Source organism: Pseudomonas rustica (assembly GCF_049959085.1).
GTDB lineage: Bacteria > Pseudomonadota > Gammaproteobacteria > Pseudomonadales > Pseudomonadaceae > Aquipseudomonas > Aquipseudomonas rustica.
The window spans coordinates 319,016-344,398 of the sequence record NZ_CP188200.1; the positions used below are offsets into that span (position 1 = coordinate 319,016).

The window sequence follows — 25,383 nt, forward strand, 5'->3', positions numbered from 1 at the left end:
TCAGTTCACAGCGGACGTCGCTTCGACATGACGCGGCAATGTCACCCGGATACGGGTGCCGCGTTGGCTTTGTACATCAGCCGGGCTGTCGATGGTGATTTGTCCATAATGCTCTTCAACGATGGAATAGACCAGTGCAAGGCCCAGACCGGTGCCTTCGCCAGGATCCTTGGTGGTGAAGAAGGGTTCGAACAATCTGTCCATGATGTTCTTCGGAATACCGCTGCCTTCGTCTTCGACGATCAGATCGACCGTGTGTTCGCCGGCTTCGCTTTTCACCCGTACCGCACTGTGCGGCGGCGAGGCGTCGCGGGCGTTTGAAAGCAGATTGATCAACACCTGCGCGAGCCGCTGCGGATCGCCTTCGACCCAGTGATCCGGATCGCACAGGTTGTAGAACTGCACTTCGAAATTGCGTCGGTTCAGCGCCAGCAGGCCAATCGCGTCCTGCGCCACCTCCGCCAGACAAACCGGCTCGTCGCTGTGTTGATGGCTGCCGGCATGGGCGAAGCTCATCAACGACTGGACGATGCGCGATATGCGTTTGGTCTGTTCGAGAATCTGCCCGCTGATTTCCGTCAGTTCGTCGTCTTCTTCGCGCTCTTCGCGCAGGTTTTGCGCCAGACAGGCGATGCCGGTGACCGGGTTGCCGATTTCGTGGGCCACACCTGCTGCGAGACGACCGATGCTCGCCAGCCGTTCGGAGTGCACCAGTTTGTCTTCGAGCATCTGTGTTTCGGTCAAATCCTCGACCAGTAACACCAGACCGCTGTTACCCGGAGCAAGCGGCTCATCGATGGCCGCTTTGTGCAGGTTCAGCCAGCGGGTCTGGCCGTCGAGGGCCAGATGCTGTTTGTGCAAATGCTCGTCGGGCAGATTGATGAAGCCCTGCAACAATTCTTTCCATGGCTCGCCGATGGTGCTCAGGCGCGAACCGACCACGCGTTGCGCGGCAATCCCGGTGAGTTCTTCCATGGCCTTGTTCCACATCAGGATCTCTTGATCCTTGGCCAGCGAGCAGACGCCCATTGGCAGTTCCTGCAGGGTCTGGCGGTGGTAGCGGCGCAAGGCATCGAGTTCGGCGGCTAAACCTGTGAGGCGCGAGTGGTAATCCTCGAGGCGGCTTTCGATGAAGTGAATGTCTTCGGTGACATAGTTTTCGCCGCCCGCCTTGTAAGGCAGGAAGGTTTCGACCATGTCCTGCGCCACGCTCGGGCCCATCAGGCCGGAAAGGTTGGCCTCGATACGGTCACGCAAACGGCGCAAGGCGTATGGGCGGCGTTCGTCGAAGGGCAGATAAAGGTCTCGCAGCGCTTGTTCGACTTCTTTCTGCGCAGCCTTGGCGCCCAGCGGTTTCGCCAGTTGCGTGGCGAACTCCTGCGGCGAGGCGGCGTGCAGTTCGCGGCGTTGCGGGCGACGCACGTTATCCACAGCGCAGGCTTCGGCGGCGCTGGCTTCTTCGGGACTGGCGTTGGTGAACAGCGAGATCAGCGTGAACATCAATACGTTGGCCGCCAGCGAGGCAATCGCGGCCATGTGCCAACTGGTGTCGTCGAGCACGTAAATCATGTTCAGCAGCGGGATGTAGAAACCCTGCAGATTGCCGACCAGCGGCAACAGCATGGTCACCACCCAGACCAGAATCCCCGCCAACAGGCCGGCAATAAAGCCACGGCGATTGGCGGTCGGCCAATACAGCACAGACAGCACGCCCGGGAGGAATTGCAGGGTCGCGACGAAGGCAACAATGCCAAGATTGGCCAGATCCTGCTCGGCGCCGAGCATCAGGTAGAAACCGAATCCGGCCATGATGATCGCGACGATCAGCGCGCGGCGCGTCCATTTCAACCAACGGTAGATATTGCCTTCGGCCGGCGGCTGATAAAGCGGCAGCACCAGGTGGTTCAGCGCCATGCCCGACAGCGCGAGCGTGGTGACGATGATCAGGCCGCTGGCCGCTGATAAACCACCGACGTAAGCGAGCAACGCCAGCGGTTTGCTGTTGGCGGCGATGCCGATGCCGAGGGTGAAATATTCCGGATTGGTCGTGGCGCCCAGTTTCAGACCGGCCCACAAAATCAGCGGTACCGCCAGGCTCATCAACAGCAGGAACAGCGGCAAACCCCAGCTCGCACTGACCAGCGAGCGTGGATTGAGGTTTTCGGTAAACGTCATGTGATACATGTGCGGCATCACGATCGCCGAAGCGAAGAACACCAGCAGCAGCGTGCGCCACGGGCCTTCCTGCAATGGCGTGTGCAGCGCGGCGAGGGCGGTCTGGTTTTGCAGCAGCCACACCTCAAGTTGTTGCGGGCCGTCGAACACGCCGTACAGCGCATACAAACCGACACCGCCGAGGGCGATCAGCTTGATCACCGATTCAAAGGCAATCGCGAACACCAGCCCTTCGTGTTTCTCGCGGGTAGCGATGTGGCGGGAGCCGAAGAAAATCGTGAACAGGATGATCAGCGCACAAAACGCCAGCGCTACGCGGCTCTGCACCGGCTCGCCAGTGAGGATGCCAATGGAATCGGCGACCGCTTGAATCTGCAACGCCAGCAACGGCAACACGCCAATCAGCATGAAGATCGTGGTCAGCGCACCGGCCCAGGTGCTGCGAAAGCGAAAGGCAAACAGATCCGCCAGCGACGACAGTTGATAGGTGCGGGTGATTTTCAGGATCGGATAGAGCAGCACCGGCGCCAGCAGAAACGCGCCGGACACGCCGAGGTAACTGGACAGAAAGCCGTAGCCGTACTGATACGCGAGGCCGACCGTGCCGTAGAACGCCCACGCACTGGCGTAAACCCCCAGCGACAAGGTGTACGTCAGCGGGTGGCGAATGATCGCGCGCGGGATCATGCCCCGTTCGCTGACCCAGGCAACGCCGAACAGCACCGCCAGGTACGCGGCGCTGATCAGGATCATCTGGGTCAGGCTAAAGCTCATCGGCATCTTTTTGGCTCTGCAGGATGAAGGTCACAACAATCAGGATCAGCCAAAGCAGATAGGGGCGATACCAGGCGCCCGTAGCGTCGATCCACCAATCCATGATGGCGGGGGAAAACAGGTAGATCCCCACGACTAAAAGCAGGACCAAGCGATAGATGTACATCCCGGCCTCTCTTTTTTATGCGCGTGCCCGAAAACGTGCGGCGATGGTAACGGATGGGCGCGCGACTGCAAGTGTCGTCATAGCAGTTGCGCTTCGGGCAGGGTCAGTGTGCGCGGGATCTTCGTCGCATCCCAATGCTTGCTGCCCCAACTGAGCAATTCTTGCGGCGAGGCGTGGGCCAGTTCGGTGCCGGGGTTTTGCCCCAAAGCACGCAGGGCCCGCAGCAGCATTGGCGTGGCCTGATCTGCTTCAAGCGGTGGTGAGCGATAGGACTTGCCGAGCTTGTTGCCGTCCGGTTGGGTAATCAACGGCAAGTGCAGGTAACGCGGTTGGCGCAGGCCGAGCAGTTCTTGCAGGTACAACTGACGTGGCGTCGAGTCGAGCAGATCGGCACCACGGACGATGTCGGTGATGCCTTGCCACGCATCATCGAGCACCACGGCCAGTTGATAGGCGTAGAGCCCGTCACGGCGGCGAATGACGAAATCGCCGACGTCGCGACCCAAGTGCTGGCGGTACTCGCCCTGCACGCGGTCGATGAAATGGTATTCCAGCTCCGGCACGCGCAGGCGGATCGCTGCGTCTTGTTGATCATGTCCAGCGTTACGGCACAGGCCCGGATAAATGCCGTTGTACGCTTCGAGCTGTTTGCGCGAACAGGTGCAGGCGTAGGCCAGACCGTGATTGAACAGGCTGTTGAGCACGTCGGCGTAGGCGTCATGTCGATCACTCTGGCGCACCATGTCGCCGTCCCACTCGAAACCGTAGCTTTCCAGCGCCTTGAGAATCGCGGTCTGCGCACCGGGTTCTTCACGCGGCGGATCGAGATCTTCCATGCGCACCAGCCAGCGACCACCGACTGAACGGGCGTCGAGGTAAGAGGCGAGGGCGGCGACCAGCGAGCCGAAGTGCAGATGGCCACTGGGGGTCGGGGCGAAGCGGCCGATGTAGGCGGGGGATTTTTTGGCAGTCATGGAAACGAAGCTACTTTTCAGGCTATACGCAGGTCAACCTGTAGGAGTGAGCCTGCTCGCGATAGCGGTGTGACCATCAACACCGATATTGACTGACCCACCGCTATCGCGAGCAGGCTCACTCCTACAAAAGGCAAAGGCAAAGGCAAAAGACAAAAGGCAGAAACAAAAACGGAGCGTTCGCACGCTCCGTTCTTCGTTCAGATCGATATTACTTGCCGACCTGCTTTTCCTTGATTTCCGCCAGGGTCTTGCAGTCGACACACATGTCGGCTGTAGGGCGTGCTTCGAGGCGCTTCACACCAATCTCGACGCCGCACGAATCACACCAGCCGTACTCTTCGTCTTCGATCAGTTGCAGCGTCTTGTCGATCTTCTTGATCAACTTGCGCTCGCGGTCGCGGGCGCGCAGCTCAAGAGCGAACTCTTCTTCCTGGCTGGCACGGTCGGCCGGATCCGGAAAATTCGCAGCTTCGTCTTTCATGTGATCAACAGTGCGGTCGACTTCCTGCATCAACTCCTGTTTCCACTTGTTCAGAACCTTGGTGAAGTGCGCGCGCATCGGAGCGCCCATGTACTCTTCACCTTTCGCCGGAACGTAAGGTTCGAAACCGCTGATCGTGGTTTGCTGCTGTTGCTTTGCTTGGGTGGGCATGAAATGGACCGCCTCTACTCTTGTAATCCATTGCGCAGGATTGCTCCATCACCGACACCTGCCGGCCCTGCGGCTGCAAGCGGGCGAACTTACCAGATCAATTCGGCCCGCGCTACTCCCGGATGTCGAGGCCCCGGCGGGTGGCGCTTGTAAAAGTCAGGCAAGCTGTGTCTGGCAGTGGTGGAGACCTGTTCAATCACTGATTTTAGTCAATCCTGGAGCGTACGCTCGTATCGTTACAGTCCAGCGTTCTTGAGGCTGTGACCGCTGCGGGTTCTCGCTCGTTCCGGCAGATGGGTACAATCGTCTCTTTTTTTCCGTTGAAGGAAAGGCCCAATGGCTCAGCCCTACAGTGCGCGCAGTCGTGCGATCGAACCGTTCCATGTCATGGCGTTGCTGGCGCGGGCCAATGAGTTGCAGGCGGAAGGCCACGACGTGATCCATCTGGAGATCGGCGAACCGGACTTCACCACGGCCGAGCCGATCATTCGCGCAGGGCAGGCGGCGCTAACCGCCGGGAAAACACGCTACACCGCCGCGCGCGGTATTCCTGAACTGCGCGAGGCGATCGCCGGGTTCTATCAATTGCGTTATGGCTTGAACATCGATCCACGGCGAATTCTGATCACCCCGGGCGGTTCCGGGGCGTTACTGCTCGCCAGTGCGTTGCTGGTCGATCCCGGGAAACACTGGCTGTTGGCGGATCCGGGTTACCCGTGCAACCGCCACTTTCTGCGTCTGGTCGAGGGCGCGGCGCAGTTGGTGCCGGTCGGGCCTGACGTGCGTTATCAACTGACCCCGGATCTGGTCGAGCGTCATTGGGATCACGACAGCGTCGGCGCACTGGTCGCCTCACCGGCCAATCCGACTGGCACCATCCTGACCCGCGATGAACTCGCCGGGTTATCCACAGCCATCAAGGCCAGACACGGTCATCTGGTGGTGGACGAGATCTATCACGGTCTGACCTACGGCACCGATGCGGCGAGTGTTCTGGAGGTCGATGACAGTGCTTTCGTGTTGAACAGTTTCTCCAAATATTTCGGCATGACCGGCTGGCGACTCGGCTGGCTGGTGGCACCGGACGCAGCGGTCAGCGAGTTGGAAAAACTCGCGCAGAACCTCTACATCAGCGCCCCGAGCATGGCCCAGTACGCGGCGCTGGCCTGTTTCGAACCGGACACCATCGCCATTCTCGAAGAACGCCGCGCCGAGTTCGGCCGTCGTCGCGACTTCCTGTTGCCGGCTTTGCGCGAGTTGGGTTTCAACATTGCCGTGGAGCCTGAAGGCGCGTTCTATTTGTACGCCGATATCAGCCAGTTCGGCGGTGATGCCTTCGCGTTCTGTCGACATTTCCTCGAAACCGAGCACGTCGCTTTTACGCCAGGGCTGGATTTCGGTCGCTATCAGGCCAGTCATCATGTGCGTTTTGCCTACACGCAAAACCTCCCTCGCCTACAAGAAGCGGTGGAACGCATCGCGCTTGGTTTGAAGAGTTGGCAAGGCTGATGCGCTTTTATCCAGAGCTTGAAGAAGCGCGACTGATCCGTCGTTACAAACGTTTCCTCGCCGATATCGAAACGGTTAACGGTGAGTTTCTGACCATTCACTGCCCGAACACCGGTTCGATGCTCAATTGTCAGGTCGAGGGCGGGCAGGTCTGGTTCAGCCGCTCCAATGACCCCAAACGCAAGTTGCCCGGTACCTGGGAAATCGGCGAAACACCGCAGGGCCGCCTGTTTTGCGTGAACACCGCGCGGGCCAACGGCCTGGTCGAGGAAGCCTTGCAAGCTGGCGTCATCACCGAGCTAAACGGCTTTACCGCGTTGAAGCGTGAAGTCGCTTATGGTCAGGAAAAAAGTCGCATCGATTTTCGCCTCGAATACCCGAGCGGCCCGGCTTACGTGGAAGTGAAAAGTGTCACCCTGGGTTTCGACGGTACGCCGGTGGCAGCGTTTCCGGATGCGGTGACCCAGCGCGGCGCCAAGCATCTGCGGGAGCTGGCGCATCTGGCGCGGGACGGAATTCGCGCGGTGCAGTTGTATTGCGTCAATCTCAGCGGGATCGAGGCAGTGCGCCCGGCCAGGGAAATTGATTCAGCGTATGCCGAAGCGCTGCATGAAGCGGTCGCGTGTGGCGTCGAGGTGCTGGCGTACGGTGTGCGCTTGAGCCATGAAGAGATGGTCATCGATCGGCGCCTCGATGTGCTGCTCAACGGCTAAACATCGATCCACAGGCCTTGCGCGTCTTCGCGGCAAGGGATGGCGGTGAGTGATTGCCCGGCGCAAGGCCCGGCCACGCATTCACCGTCCTCGATCAGAAACAGTGCACCGTGGGTGGCGCACTGAATCAGGCTGTTGCTCGGGTCGAGAAACTGGTCGGGTTGCCATTCCAGCCCCACGCCCCGGTGCGGGCAGCGATTAAGGTAGACGTAGGCCTGGCCGCTGCGGCGCACGGCGAACAGCTTGTTGCCGTCGATCTCGAAACCACGGCTTTTCGCTTCGGCCAGATCGGCGCCTGCGCAGAGAAACTTCATGACTATCCTCTAGTGTTTGCTCGTGTCCGGATATGTCCGAGCTTGACGTTTAAATGCAAACAATTATCAAATGACGGCCTTCGTCCGCAGGGCGGCTGGCAGATGCCGAGGATACTTGGCCTGTAGTCCCGATGCCCGGGAAAACCACGTTCAAGGAAGCTGTGTATGCGCCTGAGTACCCGCGTTGCTGTGCTGTGTGTCGGACTTTTGCTCAGCCACCAGGCTGTAGCGGCTGATCCGCCGCAACGTTGGGTGAGTGCCGGCGGCGCGCTGTCGGAGTGGGTTTCGGCCTTGGGCGGCGAGTCGAAACTGGTCGGCGTCGACACCACCAGTCAGCATCCGGAATCTTTGAAAGCGCTGCCGAGCATCGGCTATCAGCGCAGCCTTTCCGTTGAAGGTATTCTCAGTTTGCGCCCGGACATCCTCATCGGCACCGAAGAAATGGGCCCACCCCCGGTACTGTCGCAAGTCAAAGCGGCCAAGGTGCAGGTGGAATTGTTCTCGGCGCAGCCGGATCTGCCGACGGTTGAGAAAAACGTGACCCGTCTCGGTCAATTGCTCGGCGCCGAAACCCAGGCCAAACAACTGCTGGCAAGTTATCAACAGCAACTCGACGCACAAAAAGTGCGGGTTGCCGACGCACAGTCGAAACAGAAAGCCCCGGGTGTGCTGCTGTTGCTCGGCCATGCCGGTGGCAAACCGTTGATCGCCGGCAAGGACACCGCCGCCGACTGGCTGCTGCAACAGGCGGGTGGGCATAACCTCGCGACGCACACCGGTTACAAACCGTTCTCGGTGGAATCCCTTGCCAGTCTTGATCCGGAAGTCCTGGTATTCGCCGACCGTGCCTTGACCGGTGACGCGGCGAAAGCGGCGTTGTTCAAGGAAAACCCGATTCTCAATTCAAGCCGCGCGGCGAAAATCGGGCGGGTGCTGGAGCTGGATCCGACGCTGTTGGTCGGCGGCCTCGGCCCGCGCTTGCCGGCGGCGTTGAAAACCCTGTCTGACGGTTTCTACCCGGCCAAGAGCGGCCAATGACCACACTGGTCAAACCCCGTGGCTTATTTATCGGCCTGACCCTCCTGTGTTTGCTGGCGATCTGGTTGTCGTTGGCATTGGGGCCGGTCAGCCTGCCGCTGTTCGATACGCTGCGGGCGGCGTTGCGCCTGATCGGTGTGCCGCTGGCGCCGGACGGGCTGGAACAGGCTGAGCTGATTCTCGGGCAGATTCGTCTGCCGCGAACCTTGCTTGGTCTGGCGGTCGGCGGTGTGTTGGCGTTGTCCGGCGTGGCGATGCAGGGGCTGTTTCGCAATCCGCTGGCGGATCCGGGCCTGGTCGGCGTTTCCAGTGGCGCGGCGTTGGGCGCGGCGATCGCGATTGTCGGCGGCTCGTTTTTTGGTGGCATGCCGGAGTGGTTCGGGCCTTACCTGTTGTCGGTGTGCGCGTTTCTCGGCGGCCTCGGTGTGACGGCCCTGGTGTACCGACTCGGTCGGCGTAACGGCCAGACCAATGTCGCCACCATGCTGCTGGCGGGTATTGCCCTGACCGCACTGGCCAGTTCAGCGGTGGGACTGTTCACTTATCTGGCGGATGACGCGACTCTGCGCACGCTGACATTCTGGAATCTGGGCAGCCTCAATGGTGCGAGTTACGCGCGGTTGTGGCCGTTGCTGATCATCAGCGCCGGTGTCGCCTTGTGGCTGCCGCGTCGGGCGCGGGCGTTGAATGCGTTATTGCTCGGCGAGTCGGAAGCCGGGCATTTGGGTATCGATGTCGAGAAGCTCAAGCGTGAGTTGGTGTTCTGCACGGCGCTGGGTGTCGGTGCGGCGGTGGCGGCGGCCGGGATGATCGGTTTTGTCGGGCTGGTGGTGCCGCATCTGGTGCGCTTGCTGGCGGGGCCGGATCATCGGGTGTTGTTGCCGGCCTCGGTGCTGGCGGGGGCGAGCCTGTTGTTGCTCGCCGATCTGGTGGCGCGGCTGGCGCTGGCGCCGGCGGAATTGCCGATCGGTATCGTCACTGCGTTTATTGGTGCGCCGTTCTTCCTTTACTTGCTGTTGCGAGGACGTGCCTGATGCTGCGAGCGCACAATCTGCACATCCATCGCGGCCGCAAAACGGTGCTCAGCGAAGTTTCGCTGCAACTCGAACCGGGTGAAGTGCTTGGCGTGCTCGGGCCCAATGGTGCCGGCAAAAGTACGTTGCTCGGCGCCTTGTGCGGTGAATTGAAACCGAGCGAGGGCGAGGTGTCACTCGACGGCCAGGCGCTGACGCATTGGACGGGCACGCAACGGGCGCAACGTCTGGCCGTACTGCCGCAAGTGTCGACGCTGGATTTTGCGTTTCGCGTTGAAGAAGTGGTCGGCATGGGCCGCTTGCCTTATCAAAGCGGTCGAGTGCGCGATGACGAGATTATTGCTGCCGCACTGGCAGCCGCCGATGCCGGGCATTTGAGCGGACGCAGTTATCTGGCGTTGTCCGGCGGCGAACGTCAGCGCGTGCATCTGGCGCGGGTGCTGGCGCAACTGTGGCCGGGGCAGGCCGGGCAAACGTTGTTGCTCGATGAACCGACGTCGATGCTCGATCCGCTGCATCAACACACCACGTTGCAAGCCGTGCGCGAGTTCGCTGATCGCGGCGCCGCCGTTTTGGTCATCCTGCATGATCTGAATCTGGCGGCGCGCTATTGTGATCGGGTGTTGCTGCTTGAAGGTGGGCGCCCGGTCGCGCTGGATACGCCGGAGCAAGTGCTGCGCCCGGACGCACTCAAAGCGGTGTTCGGTCTCGAAGTATTGGTGCAACCGCACCCGGAGCGTGGGCATCCGCTGATCATCGCCCGCTGAGTTTTTCATCGAGGTGAAGGCATGCGCGCAATCTGGTTGTTGGCGGTGTTGTGGTTGGCGGGGTGTCAGCATGTGGCTGTGGCGCCGCCGCCCGCTGGCGAAATTCGTGATCTGCGCAACGGTCAGGTGCTGACGGCGCAGCAATTGCTGATGCGACTGGCCGAGCCTGAGCGTGTGATCGTCGGCGAGCAACATGACAATGCCGATCATCACGCGGTGCAGTTGTGGTTATTGCAGGCACTCGGCGAGCAACGGCCGCAGGGCAGTCTGTTGCTGGAAATGCTCACGCCGGAGCAGCAATCGAAAGTTGATCAAGTGCGCCGTGCCGCTACGCCTCCTGCTGATCTTACTGCCGCATTGGCCTGGCAGGACGGTTGGGACTGGAATCTCTACGGGCCGATCGTTCGTTTCGCGCTCACGCAATCGTATCCGCTGCTGGCGGCGAATCTGGACACCGCCGAAATCCACACCTTCTACCGCAACCCGCCGGTTTTGAAGGGGGAGCGTAGCAATGCCGCCTCGGTAAAAAGCACATTGCTTGAGCAGATCAGTGATTCGCACTGTGGCCTGCTTCCGGAATCACAAATGCCAGCCATGCTGGCGGTGCAGCAACAGCGTGATCGGCGTATGGCTGAACGTTTGCTGGCCGCGCCGACGCCTTCGCTGTTGCTGGCCGGTGCCTGGCATGCGCGCAAGGATGTCGGTGTGCCGGTGCATGTGCTGGATCTCGGGGCACCTGAGGCACCGACGGTTTTGATGTTGGCAGAGCAGGGCAGTGAGATGACTGCGGCAATGGCCGATTACGTCTGGTTTACCGCCGTCACGCCGAAGCAGGATTACTGCGAGCAAATGCGCAAACAGTTCGGCAAATGACTTTTCCACAGGCAAAAAAAGACCCGGTAAAAACCGGGTCAAATAACCGTGATTAGCCTGATGAGGAGATAATCTGAGAGTCCGAACCAAGGGCTTTTCAGAATATCGACTGATCTCGCGACCAGTTGTGATAATCATAGCGATTCTCATTACCGAGTCAACACCTGATTCTGGATTTATTTGATTTAGTCTGAGAAATGGCCGGAACGCCGCGCAAACAAAGGACTTGAGCGTTAACCGTTAGTCGACGTCAACTGGGTGATCCGCCGGTTGAGCTGGCCGATGCGCCGCGCCATGCTCTCGATCAGGCTGTGAGCGATCTTTGGATTGCTGCGGGTCATGCTCAAAAATTGATCACCGGGGATCAGCATGATGGTACTCGGCTCACGGGCGATCACCGTGGCGTTGCGCGGCTCGCGGGTGAACACCGCCATCGCGCCGAAAATTTCATCCCTGGGTACTTCGCCGACTTTCTGCCCATCAACAAACGCTTCGGCGTGCCCGTCGATGATCACGAAGACATGATCAGCGGCGTCACCTTGTTGAATCAGGATTTCGCCGGCCTCGACCCGTTTGAAACCATTGGTGCTACGAAACTCGCGCGGCTTCAGTTCTGCTACGGCGTGGGCCAGTATCGCGGTGTGCCCCAGCAGGTATTCGAGAAATTGCTCGGCCCGAGCGGGCTCTGCATACAAATGCTGAAACAGATCACGGCGCCGATAAGGCAGAAGACGCAGTGCGCCGTCACTGCTCAAGCGGCAATCCATCCAGGCTTCGCCACGTTGCAGACCGATCAAGTCGCCTTCCTGCCAATAGAACAGGGCTCGACCAGCGATACTTCCGCTGATCACGCCTTCGTTGAGCAGAAATAGCTGATCACTCGGCAGTTGCCCCAGCAAATCCTCAGTCGCCTCGACTTCAATCTCCAAACCGCACGGCTCAAGGCCTTGCAGCCATTGCGCGGGCAGACTCTGCAAGCGATTGATCAGCGCATCCACTGGCGCCGATTGTTCCCCCAGCAAATACATAGCGGTCAGTTCTTGTGGCGCGCGGAGATGGCGTCGAGCTGCTTGTTCAACGCGTCTTTGCGCTCGGCGGGAATGTCGTTCCAGTGCACGTCCATCAGCGCGCCTTCGATCGCATACAGCAACACCTTCGATGCGCGAAACCCGCGGGTACGCACGGCCCGGTAGGCGTCCACCGCGCCCAGGCGACGCAAGTCCGAGGCGCTGTGGATGCCCACAGCATGCAGCCATTGCGCCGACGTCTTGCCAAGATTCTTCAGGTGTTGCAGTTCATCATTCATCAAGCCTCCTTGCGACGGCCGAACGGTGCGTGGGCGAGCTTCTCAGGAGTGTAGCCATCAGTAGGAAAAGCGTGGTTGTTTGGTCGGATTCGACGCAAAAGCTTCTAAGAAAGGGCGCTTGAAAGGCCTGCGAACGCAGAAAGGAGGGGAAAACACATAACCAATGTGGGAGCGAGCCTGCTCGCGAAAGCGCTATGACTTTCACGATCAGGGTGACTGACACTCCCTCTTCGCGAGCAGGCTCGCTCCCACCAGGTGGGTGTTGTATCAGAGAAGGGTATGCATATCAGCGAGTGCGATAGCGCAAACGCGTACCAAAATTCATCGACATCAAAATCTCGTCCGCACTCAACTCCGCCGGGAAATACGCCCCGGAAATCTGCGCATGAGCGAGGCTCGCCCCTTCAAGCGATGCATTACGGAAATCAATCCCGCGCAAATCAGCAGAACGGAAATACGCGTCACGGAAATCCACGCCATCGGCATTCAGCTCGCGCAGATCGAGACCGCGAAAATCGCCGCCGACCATGTCGATCGGGCCGTCCTGTGGGCGTTCCTTGTTGAAACCAGTGATGTCGTCTTTATGCAGCAAGGCATACAGCGGGGTGTCGAGAAGTTTCGGCTGGCTCATGTCACATCACCTGTTGGTTTTATGACGCCAGTATAGTGCCACTATTAGACGGCCGTGAAGCAAGCGAGGGCTTCACGGCCGAAATAGTTTCTTACAGACCTGGCAGGCGTTGACGGATCTGTGCGACCACAGTATCGAGGGTGCCGGATTCGTTGGTCTGCACGCGTTTGCTGCGCAGAATTTCTTCCGGCGTCAGCGCTTCACGATTGGCTTGTTGCGCTTCAATCACGGCCAGCGTGGCGTCGGACGGATCCTGTTTGTCGGCCTGACGAATCGCCAGCCAGCTCTCGATCACCGCTTGCGGCGCGTTGCAGTCGAGGATCAGGAACGGCGTGCCAGTGGCTTCAGCAATTTTTGCCGCGTTGTCGCGTTGTTCGCGCTTGAGGTAAGTCGCGTCGATAACCACCGGGAAACCGGCGTGCAGGATCACTTCAGCGATTTCATGCAGACGCGCGTAAGTCGCGGTGCTGGCGTCGGCGCTATAAATGCCGGCCTGTACATCATTGGCAACGGTTTGCTCGCCGAACAGGCGCTTGCGCTCAACGTCGGAGCGCAGGCGAATGGCGCCCAGTGCTTCAACCAGACGCATGGCCACGTGACTCTTGCCGACAGCAGAAACGCCGTGAGTAATGGCCATGAAGCGCGAAGGAATGGTGCTGTAACTTTCCGCCAGGTTGGCGTAGTTGCGGTACTGACGCAGGGTGGTCGCGCGCTGCACCGGAGTCGCGTCGGCCGGCATGCTGAACAACGCCACTTTTGCGCGAACCATTGCACGGTAGGCTTTATAGAAGTTCAGCACTTCCAGACCCTGGTAATCGCCGGTCAACTCCAGGTACTGGCTGATGAAGCGGCGCGCGAGGGATTTCAGGCCACGGTCTTCCAGGTCCATCGCGAGGAAACCGGTGTCGGCCCATACGTCAGTGAAACGGAAAGGCTCGTTGAATTCGATGCAGTCGAAGATCACCACTTTGCCGTCGATGACGGTAGCGTTGCCGAGGTGGATGTCACCGTGACATTCACGGGTGAAACCGTCGGCCTTGCGCTGGGTGAACAGAGGCTTGAGGCGCTCGAAGCTGCTTTCGGCCCAGGCTTTCAGCGCGTCGAGTTGCAGCAGGTCATTTTTGTCGCTGAGGAACGGCAGGATCTGTTCGAAGTTTTGCGACACCGGCGCCATCACGCTTTCCGGGGTGCCAGCATCGTGTTCGGCCGGGACTTTTGGCGCGCTGAGGTGGAAGTGCGCGATCTGCTGCGCCATCTCATCAATGTGCTGGGTGGTCAGCTCGCCATTCGCTTGCAGGGTGCTGAGCATACCGGTCTGCGGGAACTGGCGCATTTTCAGCAGGTATTCGATGGCCGGGCCGTCGCCGCCCAATTGCGGTGCTTCGACGCTACCGGTGACTGGCAACACTTCCAGATACAAATCATCGGTCAGGCGCTGGTTCAGACGCAGTTCTTCGGCGCAAAAGTGCGCGCGCGATTCGAGGCCGGTGAAGTCGAGGAAGCCGAAATTCACGGGCTTCTTCACTTTATAAGCAAACGGACCGGTGAGGATTACCCACGAGATGTGCGTTTCGATGACCTGAAACCCTTCGACAGGGTGCGGGTAGAGGGCCGGGTTTTGCAGGGCAGCGATCAGTGACTGGCTCACGGGCGATCCTTCAGAGAGGGGGGAAATTCGAGGCGGCTATTATGGCCGCTCGCCAGCCTGACGCAAACCTCGGAGCGCTCCTGTTGAGGATGAATAAAGTGCGTATAATCCGCCGCCATGACTCGAACTCGATCTCCCCGTACCAAGAAAAAACCACCTTCCAAGGGCCTTAGCCCGTGGTTGAGCTGGGCCATTAAACTCAGTCTGGTCGGCCTTGTCGTGCTGGCCGGCTTCGCCGTTTACCTCGATGCCGTGGTGCAGGAGAAGTTCTCCGGCAAGCGCTGGACCATCCCGGCCAAGGTTTACGCGCGCCCGCTTGAGCTGTTCGTCGGACAGAAGCTCAGCAAGGACGATTTCCTCACTGAACTCGATGCCCTCGGCTATCGCCGCGAAGCCGTGAGCAACGGCCCCGGTGCTGCTGCGGTCAACGGCAACACGGTTGATCTGAACACTCGTGGCTTCCAGTTCTACGAAGGCCTGGAAAAACCGCAACCGGTGCGCGTGCGCTTCTCCGGCGATTACGTCGCCGAGTTGTCGGCGACCAACGGTTCCAAGTTGTCCGTGGTGCGTCTTGAACCGCTGATGATCGGCGGCATTTATCCGAAAAATCTCGAAGACCGCATTCTGATCAAACTTGATCAAGTGCCGCCGTACCTGCTCGAAACCCTGGTGGCTGTCGAAGACCGCGATTTCTACAGCCACTGGGGCGTGTCGCCGAAGTCGATTGCCCGCGCTGTCTGGGTCAACACCTCGGGCGGCAAAATGACTCAGGGCGGCAGTACGCTGACCCAGCAGTTGGTGAAAAACTTCTACCTGACCAGCGAACGCAGTCTGACCCGCAAGCTCACCGAAGCGATGATGGCGATGCTGCTGGAGCTGCATTACGACAAGAAAGAAATTCTTGAGGCCTACCTCAACGAAGTCTTTGTCGGTCAGGACGGTCAGCGTGCGGTGCATGGTTTCGGTCTGGCCAGCCAGTTCTTCTTCGGCCAGCCATTGTCCGAGCTGAAGCTGCATCAGGTTGCGCTGCTGGTCGGCATGGTCAAAGGCCCGTCCTACTACAACCCGCGTCGCAACCCGGAGCGTGCGCTGGAGCGTCGTAACCTGGTGCTCGACGTGCTTGAGCAACAAGGTGTGGCGACCGCCGAGCAAGTCGCAGCGGCGAAGAAAATGCCACTGGGTGTGACCACGCGCGGCAAACTGGCCGACAGTTCCTTCCCGGGCTTTATCGATCTGGTCAAACGTCAGCTGCGTGAAGACTATCGCGACGAAGACTTGACCGAAGAAGGCCTGCGGATCTTCACCAGCTTCGACCCGATTCTGCAGATGAAGGCGGAAGCCTCGGTCAACGACACTTTCAAACGTCTGTCCGGGCGCAAAGGCTCCGACGATGTCGAAGCGGCGATGGTCGTGACCAACCCGGAAACCGGCGAAGTGCAGGCGATGATCGGCAGCCGTCAGGCCAGTTACGCAGGCTTCAACCGCGCGCTCGATGCTGTGCGGCCGGTGGGTTCGTTGATCAAACCGGCGGTGTACCTGACCGCGCTGGAAAAACCGAGCAAGTACACGCTGACCAGTTGGCTGTCGGATGACCCGTTGTCGGTCAAAGGCGCGGACGGTCAGGTGTGGAAACCGCAGAACTACGATCGTCGCTCCCACGGCACGGTGTTCCTCTATCAAGGTCTGGCGCATTCCTACAACCTGTCGACCTCGCGTCTGGGTCTGGAAGTCGGTGTGCCGAACGTGCTGAAAACCCTCGGGCGCCTTGGCGTAACCCGTGAGTTCCCGGCGTTCCCGTCGATGTTGCTGGGTGCCGGCGGCATGACCCCGATCGAAGTGGCAACCATGTACCAGACCCTCGCCAACGGCGGTTTCAACACGCCGATGCGCGGGATTCGCAGCGTATTGACCGCCGAGGGCGAACCGCTCAAGCGTTATCCGTTCCAGATCGAACAGCGTTTCGATCCGGCATCGATCTACCTGATCCAGAACGCCATGCAGCGCGTGATGCGTGAAGGTACCGGTAGCTCGGTTTACAACGTCTTGCCGAAAACCCTGACGCTGGCCGGCAAGACCGGTACCAGTAACGATTCGCGGGACAGCTGGTTCGCCGGTTTCAGTCAGGATCTGCTGGCTGTGGTCTGGTTGGGTCGCGACGATAACGGTAAAACGCCATTCACCGGTGCCACCGGTGCGTTGCAGGTCTGGACCAGTTTCATGCGCAAGGCCGACCCGCTGCCGCTGGACATGCCGCAGCCGGACAACATCGTTCAGGCATGGGTGGATTCGCGCACCGGACAAGGCTCCGATGCCAACTGCCCGGGCGCGGTGCAGATGCCGTATATTCGCGGCAGCGAACCACCACCCGGCGCCGCCTGTGCAAGCGAAACGCCTGCTTCCGGCGAGTCGGTGATGGATTGGGTCAAGGGCTGGATGAATTAAGCAAAGAGGGTTTCAAGTGAACAAGTGGTTGATTCCAGCGGTGACCGCCGTGGCTTTGCTCAGCGGCTGCTCTACCGTACAGCGTGGTTCGATTCCGGTGGTTGATTCCGGGACTGCGGTGTCCAACAGCGAACGTATTTCGGCCAATGGCGGTTTCCGTCAAACCACGGTGACGCGTCCTGCGCAGGGCCAGACTCAGGCCATTCCGCAGGGTGATACCGGCGTGGTGGTGATGGTGCCGGGTGGCGGCGCTGCCGTGTCGACGCCGATCAGCTCTTCGCCAATCGTGCCGGGCCCGGCGTCCGGCGGTATCACGGCGGGGCCTTACAACCCTGCGCCAGTCGAGTCGGCGCCGGTCAATACCGGCACCTACAACATGCCGTCGACGCCGAGCGGGATTCCTTCGGCCAGCAGCGGCGGCGGTTTGTCGGCTGACGAGCAACTGGACGGTCCGGTGCTCGCCTTGCTGACCACTGCGCAACAGCAACAGGCCGGTGGCGACCTCAACGGTGCGTCCTCCAGCCTCGAGCGTGCGCAACGTGTCGCGCCGCGTGAGCCGCAAGTGCTTTATCGCCTCGCGCAGGTACGCATGGCTCAAGGCGATGCGCCGCAAGCCGAGCAGTTCGCCCGTCGCGCGTTGACCATGGCCAATGGTCGTCCGGATCTGCAGGCGAGCCTGTGGGAATTGATCGCGCAGTCCCGTGAGAAACAAGGCGATTCCGCCGGCGCCGCTCAGGCCCGTCAGAAGGCCAAGGTTTCGCTGTGATGGATGCACGGTTCCCGAAAATCGCCGATCAGTTACTGCTGATCGAGCGCGAACTGCGCACACAGGGCTGGTGGGATGAGGTGCAGCCGTCGGCAGAAGCCTTGAGCAGTGTCGAACCGTTTTCGGTCGATACGCTGGACTTCGAACAATGGCTGCAATGGATCTTCCTGCCGCGCATGAAAATGATCCTCGAGCAGGATCTGCCACTGCCGAATGCCTCGGGCATTCAGGAAATGGCCGAGATGGTCTTCGCCCAGCGCAACCTGGGTGGCAAGGATCGTCAACTGCAGGTGCTGCTCAAAGAGTTCGACCTGCTGATCACCGCCTCACGTTAACCCCCCGATCCTTTTCGGGGCCCGGTAACCCCGATCCTGTCGGCGTGTACACCGGAAACTGTAGGAGCTGCCGAAGGCTGCGATCTTTTGATCCTGTTTTAAAAACAACATCAAAAGATCGCAGCCTTCGGCAGCTCCTACACATATCTATTCACAATTCTGTGCAATCTGCTTCTGCGCCTCAACAATCCGCTCCTGACGCTGCGCATCATCCAGCCGTCGCATCTGTCCCTGCACTTCCTCCCTCAAACGCGGATTGTTCTGCAACTGCGCAAGGTTCGTCCGTGCCTGCTGACAAAACTGCTTGAGCTGCGCCTGCTGATCCGCGACCTGTTTCTTCACCTTGTCATCAATCGCCTTCTGATCGCCGAGCACGCCGCTGGCCGGCATTGGCGCAGGTTTGGGCGGGGGCGAGGAGGGCGTCTGTAACGTCGTCGACGGCTGGCCCGCTGGCGGCTGCGCATCGAAATGCGTGACACCTTGGGCGTCGACCCATTTGTAGATCTGAGCGGCCATGCACCAGGGGCTGAGGCCGATCAGCAGGGTGAGGAGGAGCGTTCGCATGCTGATTCCTTGGCAAAATTGCGCAATTGACGCTAACTGAGTAGCGGTTTTCAGGTTTTTTCTTGCGTTCTCATGTGCTTACCCACAATTAGTGACATAGACAGCTTGACTTGGAGAGGGCGAAACAGAAGAATCCAAAGTCCGCTGTAGAGGGACTGCCAGAAGCAGACCCACTCGGTAGATCATGAGGCGCACATCCGCGCCGACCTGTTACACCCGCAACGCGTTACCTCGCGCTGGGTGGGAAAGGCCCGCAACACTGGGACGATCCCAATACTTGCTCAGTCAGTGCTGACGTAGTCGGCGACCACCGTCGCTCATGCTCTGCCGAGAAGTAAACCTATTAAGACCCGCCCCTTTTTTGTGGACGGTATTCTGGCGTTTTAGAGGTGAACAACGTGGAGCTTTTATCTGGCGGTGAGATGCTCGTCCGCTTTTTGCGTGACGAAGGCGTCAAATATATCTACGGGTACCCGGGTGGTGCTCTCCTGCATGTTTACGATGCCCTGTTCAAAGAACCGGAAGTGAATCACATCCTGGTTCGTCACGAACAAGCGGCAACCCATATGGCTGACGGCTACGCCCGTGCCACCGGTAAAGCCGGCGTGGTATTGGTGACTTCCGGTCCAGGCGCCACAAACGCCATCACCGGTATCGCCACGGCCTATATGGACTCGATTCCAATGGTGATCATTTCCGGTCAGGTGCCAAGCACCATGGTCGGCACCGACGCGTTCCAGGAAACCGACATGATCGGTATCTCCCGGCCGATCGTGAAGCACAGCTTCATGATCAAGCACGCTTCGGAAATCCCGGAAGTCATGAAGAAGGCCTTCTACCTGGCGCAATCCGGTCGTCCGGGCCCGGTCGTGGTCGATATCCCGAAAGACATGACCAACCCGGCCGAGAAATTCGAATACATCTTCCCGAAGAAAGCCAAGCTGCGTTCCTACAGCCCGGCCGTTCGCGGTCACTCCGGGCAAATCCGCAAGGCAGCCGAAATGCTCCTCGCGGCCAAGCGCCCAGTGCTCTATTCCGGTGGCGGCGTGATTCTCGGCAACGGTTCCGCACCGCTGACCGAACTGGCAAAAATGCTTAACCTGCCCGTGACCAACACTTTGATGGGCCTGGGTGGTTTCCCGGGGACTGATCGGCAGTTCATCGGCATGCTCGGCATGCACGGCAGCTACACCGCCAACCTGGCGATGCACCATGCTGACGTGATCCTCGCGGTCGGCGCGCGTTTCGACGATCGCGTGATCAACGGCCCGGCGAAGTTCTGCCCGAACGCCAAGATCATCCATATCGACATCGACCCGGCTTCGATTTCCAAGACCATCAAGGCCGACGTGCCTATCGTTGGTCCGGTTGAGAGCGTCCTGACCGAAATGGTCGCGATCCTCAAGGAAATCGGCGAGACCCCGAACAAGGAGTCCGTGGCCAGTTGGTGGAAGCAGGTTGATGAATGGCGCGGTGATCGCGGCCTGTTCCCTTATGAAAAGGGCGACGGCAGCCTGATCAAGCCACAAACTGTGATCGAAACCCTCTGCGAAGTGACCAAGGGCGATGCCTTTATCACTTCCGACGTGGGCCAGCACCAGATGTTCGCTGCGCAGTACTACACGTTCAACAAGCCGAATCGCTGGATCAACTCCGGTGGCCTGGGCACCATGGGCTTCGGTTTCCCGGCGGCCATGGGCATCAAGTTGAGCTTCCCGGATGACGACGTTGCCTGCGTCACCGGCGAAGGCAGCATCCAGATGAACATCCAGGAACTGTCGACCTGCCTGCAATACGGCTTGCCAGTGAAAATCGTCATCCTGAACAACGGTGTTCTGGGGATGGTTCGTCAGTGGCAGGACATGAGCTACGGCAGCCGTCACTCGCACTCCTACATGGAATCGCTGCCTGACTTCGTCAAGTTGGCTGAAGCCTACGGCCACGTCGGCGTACGCATCACCGAATCGAAAGATTTGAAGTCGAAGATGGCAGAAGCGTTCGCCATGAAGGATCGCCTGGTGATCATCGATGTTTCGGTCGACACCAGCGAGCACGTCTATCCGATGCAGATCAAAGACGGCTCCATGCGCGATATGTGGCTGAGCAAGACGGAGCGTACTTAATCATGCGGCACATTATTTCCTTGCTTCTGGAAAACGAACCCGGCGCTTTGTCTCGCGTAGTCGGCCTGTTCTCGCAGCGCAACTACAACATCGAAAGCCTGACCGTGGCCCCGACCGAAGACCCGACCCTGTCGCGTCTGACGCTGACCACCGTTGGCCACGATGAAGTCATCGAGCAGATCACCAAAAACCTGAACAAGCTGATCGAAGTGGTCAAGCTGGTGGACCTGTCGGAAAGTGCTCACATCGAGCGCGAACTGATGCTGGTCAAGGTCAAGGCCACTGGCGCCCAGCGCGCCGAGATCAAACGCACCACCGATATTTACCGTGGACAGATCGTCGACGTCAGCGCCAGCGTGTATACCGTTCAACTGACCGGTACCAGCGACAAGCTCGACAGCTTCATTCAGTCCATCGGCACCGCATCGATTCTGGAAACCGTCCGCAGCGGCGTGACCGGCATTGCCCGCGGCGACAAAGTACTCAGCATCTAAAACAAATTAGCGAATGGCCTGAACGGCCTGGATATATAGGGGAATTTCATGAAAGTTTATTACGAAAAAGACTGCGACCTGTCGATCATCCAGGGCAAGAAAGTTGCCATCATCGGTTACGGTTCCCAAGGCCACGCTCAAGCGTGCAACCTGAAAGACTCCGGCGTTGACGTTACTGTTGGTCTGCGTAAAGGTTCGGCCACCGTTGCCAAAGCTGAAGCTCACGGCCTGAAAGTGACTGACGTTGCTTCCGCTGTTGCGGCTGCCGACCTGGTCATGATCCTGACCCCGGACGAGTTCCAGTCTTCGCTGTACAAGAATGAAATCGAGCCGAACATCAAGAAAGGCGCCACCCTGGCCTTCTCCCACGGCTTCGCGATTCACTACAACCAGGTTGTTCCGCGTGCTGACCTCGACGTGATCATGATCGCGCCGAAAGCACCAGGCCACACCGTACGTTCCGAGTTCGTGAAAGGCGGCGGTATCCCTGACCTGATCGCGATCTACCAGGACGCCTCGGGCAACGCCAAAAACGTTGCACTGTCCTACGCTGCTGGCGTTGGTGGCGGTCGTACCGGCATCATCGAAACCACCTTCAAGGACGAGACTGAAACCGACCTGTTCGGCGAACAAGCCGTTCTGTGCGGCGGTACCGTTGAGCTGGTTAAAGCCGGTTTCGAAACCCTGGTTGAAGCTGGCTACGCGCCGGAAATGGCCTACTTCGAGTGCCTGCACGAACTGAAGCTGATCGTTGACCTCATGTACGAAGGCGGCATCGCCAACATGAACTACTCGATCTCCAACAACGCCGAATACGGCGAGTACGTGACTGGCCCGGAAGTGATCAACGCCGAGTCCCGTCAGGCCATGCGCAACGCCCTGAAACGTATTCAGGACGGCGAATACGCCAAAATGTTCATCAGCGAAGGCGCAACCGGCTACCCTTCGATGACCGCCAAGCGTCGTAACAACGCCGCTCACGGTATCGAAATCATCGGCGAGCAACTGCGCTCCATGATGCCGTGGATCGGTGCCAACAAGATCGTCGACAAAGCCAAAAACTAAGTCGTCCTTCTTGTACGGAAAACGCGGCCTCGGCCGCGTTTTTTCGTTTGAGCCGGTGGTTCTGGTATAAAGCTGCAGCGTTTGTGGCCGAACTGTCGTCCTCAAGCACCTGTCGAAATTTCTCCAAACCGTTGCAAGGTAATGTCCATGAGCGAACGTCCCGAAGAGCCGAACAAGGCTTCTGACGCCGAAAGCCTGCTGCCCATCGATGAACATATCGAAGAAGGGCACGACGCAGAAGGTCGTAAAGTCCGGCATCGTGGTATCTATCTGCTGCCGAATCTATTCACCACTGCGAACCTGTTCGCAGGGTTTTACTCCATCATCAACTCGATGAGCGCGCAGGCGGCATTGAGTGCTGGGGATTCCGTCAACGCGAGCAAGTATTTCGCCTTTGCCGCAATCGCGATTTTCGTCGCCATGGTGCTCGACGGCCTCGACGGTCGTGTGGCGCGCATGACCAATACGCAAAGTGCCTTCGGCGCCGAGTACGACTCGCTGTCGGACATGGTCGCGTTCGGTGTCGCACCGGCGCTGCTGGCGTTCGGTTGGGCGTTGGGTGATATGGGCAAGGTCGGCTGGATGGTCGCCTTCATCTATGTCGCGGGCGCGGCATTGCGTCTGGCGCGCTTCAACACCCAGGTCGGCACGGCAGACAAGCGCTATTTCATCGGTCTGGCCAGTCCGGCAGCGGCGGGTGTGGTGGCGGGTATCGTCTGGGCGTTCAGCGATTACGGCATTCAGGGTTCGAAGATGTCGTTCCTCGTTGCGCTGATGGTTGCGGCGGCCGGCATGCTGATGGTCAGCAACATCAAGTACAACAGCTTTAAAGAGCTGGACTTGAAAGGGCGCGTGCCATTCGTGGCGATTCTTGCCGTGGTGCTGGTGTTTGCCGTTGTGTTCAGCGATCCGCCGCGCATTCTGCTGTTGGTGTTCCTCGCCTATGCAGCATCCGGCCCGGTGCAATACTTGTTGCACCTTCGTCGGCACAAAAAAGCCGAGTGATGTAATTTCACGCATACTCCGCAGTCTATGGGTGCATCTGTCCTCCAAAGCTGCGGAGTTGTCATGCTGATCAAAATCCCCAAAGCGTCTGACTGCAACGAGTCGGATGTCACGCCTGAATCCATTTATCTCTCGCGCCGCCAATTGCTCGGGGCTACTGCTGCCGGTATCGCCGTCAGTAGCCTGCCACGCTGGGCCAATGCCGAGGATGCCGCTCGCTACGCCGATGTCGAACCCGGTAAAGCGCCTGCCTGGTTTAGCGATAAGCTGTCCTCTACTAAATGGGGAGCAGTCAACGTCAAGGATGAGGCGATCACGCCTTTTAAAGACGCCACTCACTACAACAACTTCTACGAGTTCGGCACCGACAAGGGGGATCCGGCGGCGAATGCCAGCTCGCTGAAAACCGAACCGTGGAGTGTGGTGATAGACGGGGAGGTGGGTAAGCCGGGGCGATATGCGCTGGAAGACTTCATGAAACCGTATCAACTGGAAGAGCGAATCTATCGCCTACGCTGTGTAGAGGCGTGGTCGATGGTGATTCCGTGGATCGGTTTTCCAATCTCGGCGTTGCTCAAGCAAGTCGAGCCAAACGCTAATGCCAAGTACATCCGCTTTGAAACACTGCAGGATCCCAAAACCATGCCGGGGCAGCGCTCCGGTTTTGCCTTGATCGACTGGCCGTATGTAGAAGGCTTGCGTCTGGATGAGGCAATGAATCCTTTAGCGATTCTGGCGGTGGGCATGTATGGCCGCGAGTTACCAAATCAGAACGGCGCGCCGCTGCGTTTGGTGGTGCCGTGGAAGTATGGCTTCAAGAGCGTCAAATCCATCGTGCGTATCAGTCTGGTCAGCGAGCAACCGAAAACCACTTGGCAAAGCATTGCGGCGGATGAGTATGGGTTCTACGCGAACGTGAATCCAACGGTTGATCACCCACGCTGGACGCAGGCACGGGAGCGACGGTTGCCGAACAGCCTGTTCAAACCGAACGTGCGCGATACGCAGATGTTCAACGGCTACTCGGATGAAGTCGCTTCTTTATATACAGGGCTCGATCTGCGGAAGAACTACTGATGCGATTTCCGTTCTGGCGTATAGGCGTTTTCATTGCGGCAGCGATCTGGCCGATGCTTTGGTTGTATCAAGCGCTTGAGGATTTGCTCGGCCCTGATCCCGGCAAAGTGTTGGTCGATCGGCTGGGGTTGGGAACCTTGGTGTTGTTGCTGATCACCCTGAGCATGACGCCGATGCAGAAACTCACCGGTTGGGCGGGGTGGATTGCGGTTCGCCGGCAGTTGGGGCTTTGGTGTTTCGCCTATGTGGTATTGCACCTGTGCAGTTATATGGCGTTTATCCTGGGGTTAGACTGGTCGCAGCTGGCGGTCGAGTTGCGCAAGCGGCCTTACATAATAGTAGGGGCGTTGGGTTTTCTAGGATTGTTGGCGTTGGCGGTGACGTCCAATCGCTACAGTCAGCGGCGTTTGGGCTCGCGCTGGAAGAAGCTGCATCGCCTGGCGTACGTAATTCTGGGTTTGGGTTTACTGCATATGCTGTGGATCGTGCGCGCTGATCTTGAGGAATGGGCGATCTATGCCTTTATAGGTGCAGTGCTTCTGATACTGCGTATTCCGCCCGTGACGCGGCGTATCCCGCGTTTGCTGGCCAGAAAGCCAGTTTTGCAAGAAAAGCGAAATTAACGGTTGACGGCAGATTTCATGCGTCTATAATTCGCCCCACTTCCGGCGCAGTCGAAACGGAAAACTCCTTGAGATTCAATGAGTTACGCAGTTTTCGGCAGCATGTGCTTCAGTTCATCGAAGCCAAAAGGAAGTTGAAAAAGAGGTGTTGACAGCAGCGTGTAACGCTGTAGAATTCGCCTCCCGCTGACGAGAGATCTGAAGCGCAAGTGGTTGAAGTTGTTGAAGAATTCTTCGAAAACTTCTGAAAATAATCACTTGACAGCAAATGAGGCTGCTGTAGAATGCGCGCCTCGGTTGAGACGAAAGATC

Annotated in this window: 25 protein-coding genes; 15 read left to right on the top strand and 10 right to left on the bottom strand. The window is 59.0% G+C overall.

Annotation, left to right across the window (positions count from 1 at the left end):
• The 4 genes from ACP3TY_RS01550 to dksA all read right to left on the bottom strand — a co-directional run bounded on the left by ACP3TY_RS01550 (position 1) and on the right by dksA (position 4,744).
• A complete protein-coding gene (locus ACP3TY_RS01550; protein ID WP_008080855.1) occupies positions 1 to 2,955 on the bottom strand; it encodes a sensor histidine kinase in 2,955 nt (984 codons plus the stop codon).
• Positions 2,939 to 3,115 carry a hypothetical protein gene (locus ACP3TY_RS01555; protein ID WP_003176118.1) on the bottom strand — a complete coding sequence of 59 codons (177 nt, stop codon included), beginning with the start codon at positions 3,113 to 3,115 and terminating at the stop codon, positions 2,939 to 2,941. The genes ACP3TY_RS01550 and ACP3TY_RS01555 overlap by 17 nt, the downstream gene beginning before the upstream one ends.
• 77 nt (positions 3,116 to 3,192) lie before the next feature.
• Positions 3,193 to 4,089: a tRNA glutamyl-Q(34) synthetase GluQRS gene (gene gluQRS, locus ACP3TY_RS01560; RefSeq protein ID WP_426619124.1), complete on the bottom strand. Its 897-nt coding sequence runs from the start codon at positions 4,087 to 4,089 to the stop codon at positions 3,193 to 3,195.
• A gap of 211 nt (positions 4,090 to 4,300) precedes the next feature.
• Positions 4,301 to 4,744: an RNA polymerase-binding protein DksA gene (gene dksA / locus ACP3TY_RS01565; protein WP_053123888.1), complete on the bottom strand. Its 444-nt coding sequence runs from the start codon at positions 4,742 to 4,744 to the stop codon at positions 4,301 to 4,303.
• 336 nt (positions 4,745 to 5,080) lie between these two features.
• Between dksA and ACP3TY_RS01570 the strand changes: the two genes are divergently transcribed.
• Complete coding sequence (locus ACP3TY_RS01570; protein ID WP_426619125.1) at positions 5,081 to 6,253, top strand: pyridoxal phosphate-dependent aminotransferase; 1,173 nt, start codon at positions 5,081 to 5,083, stop codon at positions 6,251 to 6,253.
• Positions 6,253 to 6,966 (top strand): DNA/RNA nuclease SfsA, encoded by a 714-nt coding sequence (sfsA, locus tag ACP3TY_RS01575; RefSeq protein ID WP_426619126.1) that lies wholly within the window; start codon positions 6,253 to 6,255, stop codon positions 6,964 to 6,966. The genes ACP3TY_RS01570 and sfsA overlap by 1 nt, the downstream gene beginning before the upstream one ends.
• Here the strand turns inward: sfsA and ACP3TY_RS01580 are convergent.
• Positions 6,963 to 7,280, bottom strand: a complete 318-nt coding sequence (locus ACP3TY_RS01580; RefSeq protein ID WP_095114498.1) for a Rieske (2Fe-2S) protein — start codon at positions 7,278 to 7,280, stop codon at positions 6,963 to 6,965. The genes sfsA and ACP3TY_RS01580 overlap by 4 nt on opposite strands.
• A 165-nt stretch (positions 7,281 to 7,445) precedes the next feature.
• Here ACP3TY_RS01580 and ACP3TY_RS01585 point away from each other — a divergent pair, with 165 nt between their 5' ends.
• Genes ACP3TY_RS01585 through ACP3TY_RS01600 form a run of 4 tightly spaced genes read left to right on the top strand, consistent with a single transcriptional unit; the run spans position 7,446 to position 10,992 of the window.
• Positions 7,446 to 8,318, top strand: coding sequence for a heme/hemin ABC transporter substrate-binding protein (locus ACP3TY_RS01585; RefSeq protein WP_426619127.1), 873 nt, complete (start codon positions 7,446 to 7,448; stop codon positions 8,316 to 8,318).
• A 50-nt stretch (positions 8,319 to 8,368) separates the two neighbouring features.
• The gene (locus tag ACP3TY_RS01590; protein WP_282358450.1) at positions 8,369 to 9,352 is read left to right on the top strand and encodes a FecCD family ABC transporter permease; all 984 of its coding nucleotides are present in this window, start codon (positions 8,369 to 8,371) and stop codon (positions 9,350 to 9,352) included.
• Entirely contained in the window at positions 9,352 to 10,119 is a 768-nt protein-coding gene (locus ACP3TY_RS01595; protein WP_159815131.1) for a heme ABC transporter ATP-binding protein, read from the top strand. The genes ACP3TY_RS01590 and ACP3TY_RS01595 overlap by 1 nt, the downstream gene beginning before the upstream one ends.
• 21 nt (positions 10,120 to 10,140) lie before the next feature.
• Positions 10,141 to 10,992 (top strand): ChaN family lipoprotein, encoded by an 852-nt coding sequence (locus ACP3TY_RS01600; protein WP_426619128.1) that lies wholly within the window; start codon positions 10,141 to 10,143, stop codon positions 10,990 to 10,992.
• A 233-nt stretch (positions 10,993 to 11,225) separates the two neighbouring features.
• Here ACP3TY_RS01600 and ACP3TY_RS01605 read toward each other — a convergent pair whose 3' ends face one another.
• The 4 genes from ACP3TY_RS01605 to ACP3TY_RS01620 form a co-directional block, all read right to left on the bottom strand.
• Positions 11,226 to 12,020: a Crp/Fnr family transcriptional regulator gene (locus ACP3TY_RS01605; RefSeq protein WP_426619129.1), complete on the bottom strand. Its 795-nt coding sequence runs from the start codon at positions 12,018 to 12,020 to the stop codon at positions 11,226 to 11,228.
• 5 nt (positions 12,021 to 12,025) lie between these two features.
• The gene (locus ACP3TY_RS01610) at positions 12,026 to 12,298 is read right to left on the bottom strand and encodes a TfoX/Sxy family protein (RefSeq protein ID WP_053123870.1); all 273 of its coding nucleotides are present in this window, start codon (positions 12,296 to 12,298) and stop codon (positions 12,026 to 12,028) included.
• 286 nt (positions 12,299 to 12,584) lie between these two features.
• On the bottom strand, positions 12,585 to 12,929 hold the full coding sequence (locus ACP3TY_RS01615; RefSeq protein ID WP_053123868.1) for a pentapeptide repeat-containing protein: 345 nt from the start codon (positions 12,927 to 12,929) through the stop codon (positions 12,585 to 12,587).
• Positions 12,930 to 13,020: 91 nt separating this feature from the next.
• Positions 13,021 to 14,577 carry an AAA family ATPase gene (locus ACP3TY_RS01620; RefSeq protein WP_053123866.1) on the bottom strand — a complete coding sequence of 519 codons (1,557 nt, stop codon included), beginning with the start codon at positions 14,575 to 14,577 and terminating at the stop codon, positions 13,021 to 13,023.
• A gap of 117 nt (positions 14,578 to 14,694) precedes the next feature.
• Here ACP3TY_RS01620 and mrcB point away from each other — a divergent pair, with 117 nt between their 5' ends.
• The 3 genes from mrcB to ACP3TY_RS01635 are packed head-to-tail and all read left to right on the top strand — an operon-like array spanning position 14,695 to position 18,120.
• Positions 14,695 to 17,019 carry a penicillin-binding protein 1B gene (mrcB, locus tag ACP3TY_RS01625; protein ID WP_212550780.1) on the top strand — a complete coding sequence of 775 codons (2,325 nt, stop codon included), beginning with the start codon at positions 14,695 to 14,697 and terminating at the stop codon, positions 17,017 to 17,019.
• Between the two features lie 16 nt (positions 17,020 to 17,035).
• Positions 17,036 to 17,785 (top strand): hypothetical protein, encoded by a 750-nt coding sequence (locus ACP3TY_RS01630; RefSeq protein ID WP_426619130.1) that lies wholly within the window; start codon positions 17,036 to 17,038, stop codon positions 17,783 to 17,785.
• The gene (locus ACP3TY_RS01635; RefSeq protein ID WP_053123861.1) at positions 17,785 to 18,120 is read left to right on the top strand and encodes a YqcC family protein; all 336 of its coding nucleotides are present in this window, start codon (positions 17,785 to 17,787) and stop codon (positions 18,118 to 18,120) included. The genes ACP3TY_RS01630 and ACP3TY_RS01635 overlap by 1 nt, the downstream gene beginning before the upstream one ends.
• A 147-nt stretch (positions 18,121 to 18,267) precedes the next feature.
• On the opposite strand, the gene ACP3TY_RS01640 is transcribed toward ACP3TY_RS01635, so the two are convergent.
• Positions 18,268 to 18,684, bottom strand: coding sequence for a DUF4124 domain-containing protein (locus ACP3TY_RS01640; RefSeq protein WP_426619131.1), 417 nt, complete (start codon positions 18,682 to 18,684; stop codon positions 18,268 to 18,270).
• Between the two features lie 398 nt (positions 18,685 to 19,082).
• Between ACP3TY_RS01640 and ACP3TY_RS01645 the strand changes: the two genes are divergently transcribed.
• From ACP3TY_RS01645 to msrQ, 6 genes are all read left to right on the top strand, one after another.
• Positions 19,083 to 20,807 (top strand): acetolactate synthase 3 large subunit, encoded by a 1,725-nt coding sequence (locus tag ACP3TY_RS01645; RefSeq protein ID WP_053124217.1) that lies wholly within the window; start codon positions 19,083 to 19,085, stop codon positions 20,805 to 20,807.
• A gap of 2 nt (positions 20,808 to 20,809) precedes the next feature.
• On the top strand, positions 20,810 to 21,301 hold the full coding sequence (gene ilvN / locus ACP3TY_RS01650; RefSeq protein WP_003176102.1) for an acetolactate synthase small subunit: 492 nt from the start codon (positions 20,810 to 20,812) through the stop codon (positions 21,299 to 21,301).
• A 48-nt stretch (positions 21,302 to 21,349) separates the two neighbouring features.
• Complete coding sequence (gene ilvC, locus ACP3TY_RS01655; protein ID WP_053123857.1) at positions 21,350 to 22,366, top strand: ketol-acid reductoisomerase; 1,017 nt, start codon at positions 21,350 to 21,352, stop codon at positions 22,364 to 22,366.
• A gap of 147 nt (positions 22,367 to 22,513) precedes the next feature.
• The gene (gene pssA, locus ACP3TY_RS01660) at positions 22,514 to 23,371 is read left to right on the top strand and encodes a CDP-diacylglycerol--serine O-phosphatidyltransferase (protein ID WP_053123855.1); all 858 of its coding nucleotides are present in this window, start codon (positions 22,514 to 22,516) and stop codon (positions 23,369 to 23,371) included.
• 63 nt (positions 23,372 to 23,434) lie between these two features.
• Positions 23,435 to 24,448 (top strand): protein-methionine-sulfoxide reductase catalytic subunit MsrP, encoded by a 1,014-nt coding sequence (msrP, locus tag ACP3TY_RS01665; protein WP_426619132.1) that lies wholly within the window; start codon positions 23,435 to 23,437, stop codon positions 24,446 to 24,448.
• Entirely contained in the window at positions 24,448 to 25,071 is a 624-nt protein-coding gene (msrQ, locus tag ACP3TY_RS01670) for a protein-methionine-sulfoxide reductase heme-binding subunit MsrQ (RefSeq protein ID WP_426619133.1), read from the top strand. The genes msrP and msrQ overlap by 1 nt, the downstream gene beginning before the upstream one ends.
• Positions 25,072 to 25,383: the final 312 nt, after the last annotated feature.

What these genes read in the sequence shown, in the direction of transcription:
- ilvC (WP_053123857.1), top strand. Translation starts at nt 21,350, where the DNA reads ATGAAAGTTTATTACGAAAAAGACTGCGACCTGTCGATCATCCAGGGC.
- msrQ (WP_426619133.1), top strand. Translation starts at nt 24,448, where the DNA reads ATGCGATTTCCGTTCTGGCGTATAGGCGTTTTCATTGCGGCAGCGATC.
- ACP3TY_RS01635 (WP_053123861.1), top strand. Translation starts at nt 17,785, where the DNA reads ATGGATGCACGGTTCCCGAAAATCGCCGATCAGTTACTGCTGATCGAG.
- ACP3TY_RS01585 (WP_426619127.1), top strand. Translation starts at nt 7,446, where the DNA reads ATGCGCCTGAGTACCCGCGTTGCTGTGCTGTGTGTCGGACTTTTGCTC.
- ilvN (WP_003176102.1), top strand. Translation starts at nt 20,810, where the DNA reads ATGCGGCACATTATTTCCTTGCTTCTGGAAAACGAACCCGGCGCTTTG.
- pssA (WP_053123855.1), top strand. Translation starts at nt 22,514, where the DNA reads ATGAGCGAACGTCCCGAAGAGCCGAACAAGGCTTCTGACGCCGAAAGC.
- sfsA (WP_426619126.1), top strand. Translation starts at nt 6,253, where the DNA reads ATGCGCTTTTATCCAGAGCTTGAAGAAGCGCGACTGATCCGTCGTTAC.
- ACP3TY_RS01640 (WP_426619131.1), bottom strand. Translation starts at nt 18,684, where the DNA reads ATGCGAACGCTCCTCCTCACCCTGCTGATCGGCCTCAGCCCCTGGTGC.
- ACP3TY_RS01580 (WP_095114498.1), bottom strand. Translation starts at nt 7,280, where the DNA reads ATGAAGTTTCTCTGCGCAGGCGCCGATCTGGCCGAAGCGAAAAGCCGT.
- ACP3TY_RS01595 (WP_159815131.1), top strand. Translation starts at nt 9,352, where the DNA reads ATGCTGCGAGCGCACAATCTGCACATCCATCGCGGCCGCAAAACGGTG.
- mrcB (WP_212550780.1), top strand. Translation starts at nt 14,695, where the DNA reads ATGACTCGAACTCGATCTCCCCGTACCAAGAAAAAACCACCTTCCAAG.
- ACP3TY_RS01550 (WP_008080855.1), bottom strand. Translation starts at nt 2,955, where the DNA reads ATGCCGATGAGCTTTAGCCTGACCCAGATGATCCTGATCAGCGCCGCG.
- ACP3TY_RS01615 (WP_053123868.1), bottom strand. Translation starts at nt 12,929, where the DNA reads ATGAGCCAGCCGAAACTTCTCGACACCCCGCTGTATGCCTTGCTGCAT.
- msrP (WP_426619132.1), top strand. Translation starts at nt 23,435, where the DNA reads ATGCTGATCAAAATCCCCAAAGCGTCTGACTGCAACGAGTCGGATGTC.
- ACP3TY_RS01570 (WP_426619125.1), top strand. Translation starts at nt 5,081, where the DNA reads ATGGCTCAGCCCTACAGTGCGCGCAGTCGTGCGATCGAACCGTTCCAT.
- ACP3TY_RS01600 (WP_426619128.1), top strand. Translation starts at nt 10,141, where the DNA reads ATGCGCGCAATCTGGTTGTTGGCGGTGTTGTGGTTGGCGGGGTGTCAG.
- ACP3TY_RS01610 (WP_053123870.1), bottom strand. Translation starts at nt 12,298, where the DNA reads ATGAATGATGAACTGCAACACCTGAAGAATCTTGGCAAGACGTCGGCG.
- ACP3TY_RS01605 (WP_426619129.1), bottom strand. Translation starts at nt 12,020, where the DNA reads ATGTATTTGCTGGGGGAACAATCGGCGCCAGTGGATGCGCTGATCAAT.
- dksA (WP_053123888.1), bottom strand. Translation starts at nt 4,744, where the DNA reads ATGCCCACCCAAGCAAAGCAACAGCAGCAAACCACGATCAGCGGTTTC.
- ACP3TY_RS01555 (WP_003176118.1), bottom strand. Translation starts at nt 3,115, where the DNA reads ATGTACATCTATCGCTTGGTCCTGCTTTTAGTCGTGGGGATCTACCTG.
- gluQRS (WP_426619124.1), bottom strand. Translation starts at nt 4,089, where the DNA reads ATGACTGCCAAAAAATCCCCCGCCTACATCGGCCGCTTCGCCCCGACC.